The organism is Streptomyces sp. NPDC006385 (genome assembly GCF_040612485.1).
Taxonomy (GTDB): domain Bacteria; phylum Actinomycetota; class Actinomycetes; order Streptomycetales; family Streptomycetaceae; genus Streptomyces.
The window spans coordinates 254,800-264,559 of the sequence record NZ_JBEXQG010000003.1 but is presented as its reverse complement, the minus strand read 5'-3'; the positions used below and the strand labels follow the sequence as shown (position 1 = coordinate 264,559).

At 71.1% G+C, this 9,760-nt stretch carries 6 protein-coding genes; 1 reads left to right on the top strand and 5 read right to left on the bottom strand.

Annotation, left to right across the window (positions count from 1 at the left end):
- On the bottom strand, positions 1 to 719 hold a 719-nt coding region (locus tag ABZ078_RS03855; RefSeq protein WP_356571293.1), incomplete at its 3' end, for a maltotransferase domain-containing protein.
- 238 nt (positions 720 to 957) lie between these two features.
- The gene (locus ABZ078_RS03850) at positions 958 to 2,160 is read right to left on the bottom strand and encodes a S8 family peptidase (protein ID WP_356571291.1); all 1,203 of its coding nucleotides are present in this window, start codon (positions 2,158 to 2,160) and stop codon (positions 958 to 960) included.
- A 351-nt stretch (positions 2,161 to 2,511) separates the two neighbouring features.
- On the opposite strand from ABZ078_RS03850, the gene ABZ078_RS03845 reads away from it, so the two are divergent.
- Positions 2,512 to 5,130 carry a glycosyltransferase family 1 protein gene (locus ABZ078_RS03845; RefSeq protein ID WP_356571289.1) on the top strand — a complete coding sequence of 873 codons (2,619 nt, stop codon included), beginning with the start codon at positions 2,512 to 2,514 and terminating at the stop codon, positions 5,128 to 5,130.
- A 35-nt stretch (positions 5,131 to 5,165) separates the two neighbouring features.
- On the opposite strand, the gene ABZ078_RS03840 is transcribed toward ABZ078_RS03845, so the two are convergent.
- From ABZ078_RS03840 to ABZ078_RS03830, 3 genes are all read right to left on the bottom strand, one after another.
- Complete coding sequence (locus ABZ078_RS03840; RefSeq protein ID WP_356571287.1) at positions 5,166 to 5,687, bottom strand: DUF1990 domain-containing protein; 522 nt, start codon at positions 5,685 to 5,687, stop codon at positions 5,166 to 5,168.
- Positions 5,688 to 5,755: 68 nt separating this feature from the next.
- A complete protein-coding gene (locus tag ABZ078_RS03835) occupies positions 5,756 to 7,420 on the bottom strand; it encodes a M4 family metallopeptidase (protein ID WP_356571285.1) in 1,665 nt (554 codons plus the stop codon).
- 211 nt (positions 7,421 to 7,631) lie between these two features.
- Positions 7,632 to 9,695, bottom strand: a complete 2,064-nt coding sequence (locus ABZ078_RS03830; RefSeq protein WP_356571283.1) for a M4 family metallopeptidase — start codon at positions 9,693 to 9,695, stop codon at positions 7,632 to 7,634.
- Positions 9,696 to 9,760 lie beyond the last annotated feature (65 nt).

The window sequence follows — 9,760 nt, the reverse complement described above, 5'->3', positions numbered from 1 at the left end:
CCGTACAGGGCGCGTTCGCGTTCCACGAGCAGGGGCAGCGGATCCGAGGCGGTCACCAGGTCCCGCAGCGGCCACCGCCCCAACACCGCGTCCACCTCGGGTGTCAGCGCGGCCGCCAGCCGCCAGGCGGCCGGTCGGCTCTCGTCCCGCAGCGCCTGGACGGCCGCGAGGATCACGTCCCGACGGCCCTCGTCCTCCGGCACACCGGCCGCCGCACGTTCGTACAGACGGGCGCCCTCCTCCAGGACCAGGTCCGTGTCCATCCCGGCCGGGATCTTGATCCGGGCGTGGTGCCGCCAGGTCGTGACCGGATCGCCCCAGGCCTCGACCCGGTAGGTCCAGTGGCCGGGCTCGCCGGCGGTGACGGTGGCGCCCCAGCGGTCGGTGCCCGGGGCCAGTTCGCGCATCGGCGTCCACGGGCCGGGACGGCCGTCCGGATCGGTCAGCACGACATTGGCGGCCACGGCGTCATGGCCCTCACGGAACACGGTGGCGGTGACCTCGAAGGTCTCGCCGGTCACGGCCTTCGCGGGCCTGCGCCCGTGCTGGACCATCGGGCGGACGTCGAGGACGGGTATGCGCCCGACGCCGCCGGCCGTGCCGCTCGCGGATGTTCGCTCCGCGGCCGGCGGTCCGGACTCGGCGGTGACGGTGCGGGGGACGGGGGGTGCTTCGGTACGGGACGTCGGGGGTGACGACTGGTGGTGCGTGGCGGGCATGACCGCTCCTGTCCGCGTCAACGTGGGTGGGCGGATGGCTGTGGGGAGGTGGGTCCTGCGTGGTGCTTCCAGGAGTGCGCCCGGGGGCGCACGGGTGGGGTGTACCGGAGGAGCCTTCCACCCTATTCGGGTACGCAATCCGGCACTTTGTTAACTACTCACGCGTATGTCTACACACAAGACCGGCCCCGTTCCTCAGGAACGGGGCCGGTGCCCGCAGTTGGCCGAGAAGAGAGCGTTACGAGCGCGGTACCTGCAGGAGTTTGTTCGGTGAGCCGAGCCCACGCCCGGAGACCTTGCCGGACGCCGCCCGAGCCACCAGTGCCTTGGCCACTTCCGCGGGCCTGGCCCTGGGATGGTCGGCCAGATGGAGCGCGGCCGCGCCCGCCGCGTGCGGCGACGCCATCGACGTACCGGAGAACGTCGCCTTGCCGGAGTCACTCGCGTACGACGCGGAGGTGATCGAGACGCCGGGTGCGAACAGGTCCAGGGAGGAGCCGAAGTTGGAGAAGCCCGCCCTCGCGTCCTTGCGGTCGGTGGCGCCGACGGTGACGGCCTCCTTCACCGCCGCGGGGGAGTACAGGCCGGCCGGCAGTCCGTCGTTGCCCGCCGCCACCGTGTAGGTGACGCCGGACGCGATGGAGTTGCGTACGGCGGCGTCCAGCTGCGGGTTGCGGTAGCCGCCGAGGCTGACGTTGGCGACCGCGGGCTTCTTCGCGTGTTTGGTCACCCAGTCGATGCCCGCGATGACCTGGGCCGTCGTGCCGCCGCCCGCGTTGTCGAGCACGCGCACGGCGACGACCTCGGCGTTCTTGGCGACGCCGTACCGCTTGCCCGCGATGGTGCCGGCGACATGGGTGCCGTGGCCGTTGCCGTCGCTCGCGGTCCGGTCGTTGCCCACGAAGTCCCAGCCGTAGCGCGCCCTGCCCCCGAAGTCCTGGTGCGAGATGCGGATGCCGGTGTCGATCACGTACACCGTGACCCCGGCGCCCGCGGACTCGGGCCAGGTGTAGCTCTTGTCCAGCGGCAGGTTCGGCTGGTCGACGCGGTCGAGCCCCCAGGACGGCGGGTTCTTCTGCGTGTGGTCCAGGGCCACGCGGGTGTCCTGGACGACGGAGGCGACCCGGGGGTCCGCCGCGAGCCGCTTGGCTTGTCTCTCATTGGCCCGGACCGCGTAGCCGTTGAGGACCGTGCCGTAGGTATGGCTTATTTTCGCCCCGTATTTCTCGGCGAGGCTCTTTCCGGCCGCCGACGGAGCCTTCGTTCCCCCCTTGAGTGTCACCACGTAACTGCCGCTGACGGAGCCGGGGTCTCCGGCGCCGAGTATCTGCCCCTCCGGTGCGGCGTGCGCGGGCAGGGTGGTGGCCGAGAGCGCGGCGACACAGGTCACCGCGGCCAGACCCCCCGCCCGGCGCAGACGCCGCGTGCGCGTCCGTGCCATGGTGTGAGTTCCCCTCCTCAACTCGGCGCACGACGGCCCTGGACCGCCGGTTGCACCCGGCAGGGGTCGTGCGCCACGAGTCAGCCTCTCCCGACGTGAGAAGGCGCCACAAGCACGCCTACGGGGGCGGAATCGGCCATATCGGCCATGGGGGTTGTGCAAAGGTTGCGGCTGCTTTCGGACGGACGTGAGCGATATCGGCCGTTCGGCAGGGGAGGACGAGGCCGTTCAGGCCGAAACGGGAGTCTGGGGGCAGAGCTCCCGGCGTGGGTGACACAAGCGCCGGTACCGTCATGAACCACGACGACGCACACTGTCGTGCGTCATCCAGCGAAGCGCCGAGGTGGAACCGTGAAGGCGATCCGTCGATTCACCGTCCGTCCTGTCCTCCCCGAACCCCTCCGGCCTCTCAACGACCTGGCGCGCAACCTGCGCTGGTCCTGGCACGCGGAGACCCGCGACCTGTTCCGGTCCGTCGACCCCGAGCGCTGGGCCGCCTCGGGCCACGACCCCGTACGGCTGCTGGGGAGCGTGCCGCCCGGGCGGCTCGCGGAACTGGCCGAGGACCGCCGGTTCCTGCGCCGGCTGGCCGCCGTCGCCGGTGATCTGGGCGACTACGTCACGGGCGAGCGCTGGTACCAGCACCAGTCCGCCGAACTCCCCGCCGCCGTCGCCTACTTCTCCCCCGAGTTCGGCATCACGGCCGCCCTCCCGCAGTACTCCGGCGGGCTCGGCATCCTCGCCGGCGACCACCTCAAGGCGGCCAGCGACCTGGGCGTGCCCCTGATCGGGGTCGGGCTGCTCTACCGGCACGGCTACTTCCGGCAGACCCTGTCCCGGGACGGCTGGCAGCAGGAGCACTATCCGGTGCTGGACCCCAACGAGCTGCCGCTCACCCTCCTGAAGGAGCCCGACGACACCCCCGCGCAGGTCTCGCTCGCCCTGCCCGGCGGCAGGTCGCTGCACGCCCGGATCTGGCTGGCCCAGGTCGGCCGGGTGCCGCTGCTGATGCTCGACTCGGACGTCGAGGAGAACGACCTCGGCGAACGCGGCGTGACCGACCGGCTCTACGGCGGCGGCAGCGAGCACCGCCTGCTCCAGGAGATGCTGCTCGGCATAGGAGGTGTGCGGGCGGTCCGCACGTACTGCCGCCTGACGGGCCACCCCGCCCCCGAGGTCTTCCACACCAACGAGGGCCACGCCGGCTTCCTCGGCCTGGAGCGCATCGCCGAACTCTGCGCCGACGGGTTGGACTTCGACCCGGCACTGGAGGCCGTCCGGGCCGGCACCGTCTTCACCACCCACACCCCCGTCCCGGCCGGCATCGACCGCTTCGACCGCGAGCTGGTCGCCCATCACTTCGGGCCCGCCGCCGAACTGCCGACGATCGACGTCGAGCGCATCCTCCGGCTCGGCATGGAGACGTACCCCGGAGGCGAACCGAACCTCTTCAACATGGCGGTGATGGGCCTGCGCCTGGCCCAGCGGGCGAACGGGGTCTCGCTGCTGCACGGCAACGTCAGCCGGGAGATGTTCTCGGGCCTGTGGCCGGGATTCGACCCCGACGAGGTCCCGATCACCTCGGTCACCAACGGCGTCCACGCCCCGACCTGGGTCGCCCCCGAGGTCTTCCGCCTGGGCGCCCGCCAGATCGGCGTGCGGCGCACCGAGGACGCCATGACCGTCGGCGGCTCGGACCGCTGGGACTCGGTGGCGGAGATCCCCGACCAGGACGTCTGGGAGCTGCGCCGGGCCCTGCGCGAGCAGTTGGTGACGGAGGTGCGCGAGCGCCTGCGCGCCTCCTGGCGGCAACGAGGCGCGGGGACGGCCGAGTTGGGCTGGATCGACGGGGTGCTGGACCCGGACGTCCTGACGATCGGGTTCGCGCGCCGGGTCCCGTCGTACAAGCGCCTCACGCTCATGCTCAGGGACCGCGACCGTCTGATGGACCTGCTCCTGCACCCCGAACGGCCGGTCCAGATCGTCGTGGCGGGCAAGGCGCACCCGGCGGACGACGGCGGCAAACGGCTGGTCCAGGAGCTGGTGAGGTTCGCGGACGACCCACGCGTCCGCCACCGCATCGTGTTCCTGCCGGACTACGGCATGGCGATGGCGCAGAAGCTGTACCCCGGCTGCGACATCTGGCTGAACAACCCGCTGCGGCCGTTGGAGGCGTGCGGCACGTCGGGCATGAAGGCGGCCCTGAACGGCTGCCTCAACCTCTCCGTCCGGGACGGCTGGTGGGACGAATGGTTCCAGCCGGACTTCGGCTGGGCCATCCCCACGGCGGACGGCACCGGCACCGACCCGGACCGCCGCGACGACATAGAGGCCGCGGCGCTGTACGACCTGCTGGAACAGCGCGTCACCCCCCGCTTCTACGAACGGGGCCGGGACGGCCTGCCCGACCGCTGGATCGAGATGGTCCGCCAGACCCTGACGCTGCTCGGCCCCAAGGTCCTGGCCGGCCGCATGGTCCGGGAGTACGTCGAGCGCCTCTACACCCCGGCCGCGCACGCCCACCGCGCGATGGCACCGGAGGCCGCGCGTGAACTCGCCGACTGGAAGGCGCGGGTGCGCTCGGCGTGGCACGGCGTCACGGTCGACCACGTGGAGACGTCGGCGGCGACCCCCACCGCGGAACTCGGCTCGACGCTCAGCCTCCGTGTGCGGGTCGGCCTCGGCGACCTCGGGCCCGACGACGTGGAGGTCCAGGCGGTCTCGGGCCGCGTCGACCCGGAGGACCGCATCGCGGACGCGTCGACGGTGCCGCTGAAGCCGGTCGGCAGCCCGGACGAGGAGGGACGCTGGGTCTACGAGGGCCCGCTGTCCCTGGACCGCACGGGACCGTACGGCTACACGGTCCGCATCCTTCCGGCGCATCGGCTGCTGGCGTCGGGAGCGGAGCTGGGGCTGGTGGCGGTGCCGTCGGAGGGGACGGGGGAGGGGGCGGGGGTGTTGATGCGGTGACGCGGTGACGCCCTCGGGGAGGACCGGGGTCTGCCTCAGTCCTTCCCGAGCTCCCGCACGCACAGCTGCCGCAGCACTTGGCCGCACCGCCGCGCATACGCATGCTGCAACCCCCGGGTCGCCGGACCCCCCGCCCGCGCGTACCACTTCGCCCCCCGGCTGAACGCGTTCACCGTCAGCCACACCGTGCCGTCCCCCGTGCGGTCGACGACGAAGGACTCCTCGCCGCACTCGGGGTGGCCGGAAAGCGTGCCGTAGGCCCAGCCGGTCCTGCGGTACTCCTCCACCGTCCAGACCACCCGGCACGGAGCCTTGATCATGCCGGCGAGGGTGACCGTGACGTCGACCTGGGGGGCCGCGCGGTCGGCCGAGGCGTCTATGCCGACGCCCAGGGCGCGGTGCATCTCCCAGGTCATGACCGCCTCCGCGGCTGTGCGGAAGACGTCCTCGCCCTCGCCTATGCGGGTGCGTACGTGGAGGGGATGGAAGCCGGGCGGGCAGAAGCCGTTCTCCCGGGTGGCGCCGACGTCGGCGTACGTGAAGGGCCCCAAAGACATGGGTCACAAGAGTAGGGCGGCGCCCGGGAACGCCTTCCTCCCGGGTGCCGCCCACGGGCGAGCCGACGTCAGCTGACGTTGACGGCGGCCCAGGCCGCCGAGACCGCCTTGTACTCCGTGCTGGACGAGCCGTACAGGGCCGACGCCGCGTTCAGGGTCGCCGTACGGGCGCCCTTGTAGTTGGTCGTCGACGTCATGTACGTGGTCAGCGCCTTGTACCAGATCTGCACGGCCTTGTCGCGGCCGATCCCGGTGACGGTGGAGCCGTCGGACGTCGGGGAGTTGTAGGTCACCCCGTTGATCGTCTTGGTGCCGCTGCCCTCGGACAGGAGGTAGAAGAAGTGGTTCGCCGGGCCCGAGGAGTGGTGGACGTCCATGCTGCCCAGGCTGGACGACCAGGCGTCGGCGGAGCTGCCGTCCTTGCTGGGCTTGTCCATGTAGCGCAGGGGGGTGCCGTTGCCCCTGATGTCGACCTTCTCGCCGATCAGGTAGTCGCCCGGGTCCTTGGCGTTGGACGCGTGGAACTCCACCGCCGTGCCGAGGATGTCGGAGGTCGCCTCGTTGAGGCCGCCGGACTCGCCGCTGTAGTTCAGGCCGGCCGTGTTCGACGTGAGGCCGTGGGTCATCTCGTGGCCCGCCACGTCCAGGGACGTCAGCGGCTTGACGTTGCCCTCGCCGTCGCCGTACGTCATGCAGAAGCAGCTGTCGGACCAGAACGCGTTGACGTACGCGTTGCCGTAGTGGACGCGGGAGTGTGCGGCGACGCCGTTGTTCTTGATGCCGTTGCGGCCGAGGACGTTCTTGTAGAAGTCCCAGGTGACCTGGGCGCCGTAGTGGGCGTCCACGGCGGCGTTCTGGTCGGTCGAGGAGCTCGACGCGGTGCCGGTGCCCCAGATGTCGTCGGCGTCCGTGAAGAGGGTGCCGGCCGAGGAGGACGTGGCGCGGCCCTTGTTGTACGTCTTGTGGCCGCCGCGCGTCGAGTCGCTGAGCTGGTACGTCGAGCCGGACTTCGTGGTGCCGACGGTCACCGTGCCGTTGTACTGGCTGTGGCCGGTACCGGTCTGGATGGCCTCCCACTCGTACAGCTTCTTGCCGGTGGTGGCGTCGGTGACGACGTGCAGTTCCTGCGGGGTGCCGTCGTGCTGGAAGCCGCCGACGACCGTCTCGTAGGCGAGGGCCGGCTTGCCGTTCGCCGCCCAGATCACCTTGCGCGGAGCCTTGTCGGCCGCGGACTTGGTGGAGCCCTCGGCCTTGGCGGCCTTGAGGGCCTGCTGCTCGGCCGTGGCCTTGGCGACGTCCGCGGTGAGGTCGGTGACCTTGACGGCGGCCTTCGTGGCCTTGGTGACGCCTTCCACCCGGCCGGCCTCGGTCTCGTGGACGACCAGGTCCCCGCCGAGGACGGGGAGGCCGGCGTAGGTCCGCTCGTAGCGGGTGTGGACCGTGCCGTCGGCGTCCTTGATGACGTCCTTGACGACCAGCTTCTCCTGGGCGCCGAGGCCTATCTCGTCGGCGGTCCCGGCCGCCTCGGCCTGCTGGTCCTTGATGAGGGCGGTCCGCGCCGCGGGGGCGAGCGCGACCGGGGCGGCGAGAGGGGCAGCCTTTCCGCCGCTCTGCGCAGGGGCCTCGGCGGCGGAACTACCGGCGCTCAGACCGGTGGTGAGCAGGGCTCCGGCCGCCACGGCGGTGGCGATGGCCAGAGTGGTGCGCTTGCGACGCGCGTAGACGGGGGTCACACGAGCTCCTTTTGTGGGGGAGGTGCGGTGGTGCTTGTGCGGCGGGTGCAAGGAGAGTGACACCTGGGGCGCGTACATGTCAGGAGGGGGCGGTGATGTTGGCCAAAACTTGACTGTCCGGTAAATGTTTCCGACAGATGAACGGGCGCCGCCCCGGCGGGAGTTGAACCCACCGAGACGGCGCCCTGCCTTGGGCAGACCGCGAACGGGCCTACGGGAAGGTGAGCTTCCAGCTGTTGATGTAACCGGTGTCGCGGGCCGCGTTGTCCTGGACCCGCAGCTGCCAGACGCCGTTGGCGACCTCGGAGGACGCGTTCACCGTGTACGTGGTGCTGAGGTTGTCCGCGCTGCCGCCGGTGCCGTACCCCTTCAGCGTGTACGCCGTGCCGTCGGGGGCGACCAACTGCACCTGGAGGTCACCGATGTAGGTGTGGACGATGTCCACGGCGACCTGGAGGTTGGACGGCGCGTTGCCCGTCCGCCCGGAGACGGTGATCGACGACGTGACCGCCGCGCCCCGGTCCGGAATCGACACGTCGGTGGTGTTCTCGAAGGACGTACCGCCACCGCCGCCCCCGTCGGGACGCGCGCCCACGTTGACGCCCGCCCAGGCGTCCTGCACCGCCTTGTACTCGGCGCTCGTGGTGCCGTACAGCTCACCGGCCGCCGCGAGGGTGCCGGTGCGGGCGCCCGCGTAGTTCGTCGTGGACGTGAACTTGGTGGTCAGCGCGCGGAACCAGATCTTCTCCGCCTTGGCGCGGCCGATGCCGGTGACCGGAAGGCCGTCCGAGGTGGGCGAGTTGTAGGTGACACCGTTGATGGTCTTGGTGCCGCTGCCCTCGCTCAGCAGGTAGAAGAAGTGGTTCGCGGGGCCCGACGAGTAGTGCACGTCGATGGAGCCGATGCCCGAGTACCAGGCGTCCTTCGACGCGCCGTCCTTGCTCGGCTTGTCCATGTAGCGCAGCGGCGTGCCGTCGCCGTTGATGTTGATCTCCTCGCCGATGAGGTAGTCACCGACGTCGGAGGAGTTGTTGGCGAAGAACTCGACGGTCGCGCCGAAGATGTCCGAGGTGGCCTCGTTGAGGCCGCCGGACTCGCCGCTGTAGTTGAGCCCGGCCGTGTGGGAGGTGAGCCCGTGGGTCATCTCGTGCGCGGCCACGTCGATCGACGTCAGCGGGTTGGCGTTGCCCGAGCCGTCGCCGTACGTCATGCAGAAGCAGCTGTCGGACCAGAACGCGTTGACGTAGTTGTTGCCGTAGTGGACCCGGGAGTACGCCGCGACGCCGTCGCCGCGGATGCCGCTGCGCCCGTGCACGTTCTTGTAGTAGTCCCAGGTCAGCGCGGCACCGTAGTGGGCGTCGGCGGCCGCGGACTCCAGGTTGGACGGGCTGCCGTTGCCCCAGACGTCGTCGGGGCCGGAGAAGAGGGTGCCGGTGCCGGAGGTGCCGCGGTTCAGGTTGTACGTCTTGTGGTTGCCGCGCGCGCCGTCGGTGAGGTTGTACGTCGAACCGGACTGCGTGGTGGTGAGGTTGACCGTGCCGCTGTACACCGTGTTGCCGGTGCCGGTCTCGATGGCCTCCCACTCGTACAGCTTCTCGCCGGTGGTGGCGTCGGTGATGACGTGCAGTTCCTGCGGGGTGCCGTCGTGCTGGAAGCCGCCGACGACGGTCTCGTACGCCACGGTCGGCTTGCCGTCCGCGGCCCAGATCACCTTGCGGGGCGCCCGGTTGACGTCGGGGCTCTTGGCGTCCTCGGCCTTCGCGGCGGCCAGCGCCTGCTTCTCCGCCTTGGCGGTGGATACGGCGGCCTTCGTGGTCGCCGGCTTGATGGCGGCGCGGGTGGCCTTGACGACGGCCTCGGTCTCGCCGGACTTCCTGGTCTCGACGACCAGGTCGCCGCCGAGGACGGGCAGTCCGTCGTACGTCCGCTCGTAGCGGGTGTGGACCGTGCCGTCGCCGTCCTTGAGGACGTCACGGACGACCAGCTTCTCCTTGGCGCCCAGGCCCAGGTCCTTCGCGGTGTCCGCCTTGGTGGCGTCGGCCTCGCGTATCAGCTCGGCGCGCTGGGCGGGGGACAGCCTGACGGACTCGGCGCCCGGGATGACCTTGCCCGCAGCCGACGGTGCCTTCTCCGGTGCTGCGGTGGCGGCGCCCGACTGGACGGCCGCGGCGATCAGGGCGGCGACGCCGACGAGGGCGACGGCGGCGGCCCGGCGGGTCGCCGTGGAGCGCTGTGCTGCGTGGGGGGTGCGTCTGTGGGAGGAACTGTCTCTCAACACTGACTCCTTCTGCGCGGCCGCGGGTCGCGCGGCCAGGGGAGACCGGCCGGCGGGTGGGCCGT